The organism is Klebsiella sp. CN_Kp091, from assembly GCF_040065095.1.
GTDB lineage: Bacteria > Pseudomonadota > Gammaproteobacteria > Enterobacterales > Enterobacteriaceae > Klebsiella > Klebsiella aerogenes.
The window spans coordinates 1-641 of record NZ_JBEAIO010000032.1 but is presented as its reverse complement, the minus strand read 5'-3'; the positions used below and the strand labels follow the sequence as shown (position 1 = coordinate 641).

Here is a 641-nt window from a genome sequence, read left to right as displayed (position 1 = left end):
GAACTGGGCTTCAGCCCGGCGCAGGCCTCTTTCGCCTTCACCCTCTACGGCCTCGCCGCCGCCCTCTCGGCCTGGGTCTCCGGCGTGGTCGCGGAAATCATCACCCCGCGTAAAACCATGTTTATCGGTTTTGTGCTGTGGTGCGTGTTCCACGTCCTGTTCCTCGTCTTCGGTCTCGGCCGCGCCAACTATGCCTTAATTCTGCTGTTTTACGGTATCCGCGGTCTGGCCTATCCGCTGTTCCTCTATTCGTTCATCGTCGCCATTATCCATAACGTCCGCAGCGACAGCTCCAGCTCGGCCCTGGGCTGGTTCTGGGCGGTCTACTCCGTCGGTATCGGCGTGTTCGGCAGCTATATCCCGAGCTTCACCATCCCGCACATTGGCGAGATGGGCACCCTGTGGCTGGCGCTGGCGTTCTGTGTCACCGGCGGGCTGATTGCCCTGGCGGCGCTGCGTAACACCGAAACCCCGCGCCATATGCAGAATCTCACCACCCGCGAGAAGTTCTCCGAGCTGGGGCGCGCGGTGACCCTTATCTACACCAACCGCAGCATTATGCTCTCCAGCATCGTGCGCATTATCAACACCCTGTCGCTGTTCGGCTTCGCGGTGGTCATGCCGATGATGTTCGTCGATGA

Annotated in this window: 1 protein-coding gene; it reads left to right on the top strand. The window is 60.8% G+C overall.

The features are described 5' to 3' along the window. Positions 1-641, top strand: a 641-nt coding sequence (locus ABLV17_RS13615; RefSeq protein WP_348854330.1) for an MFS transporter, incomplete at both ends; no start/stop codon positions are given.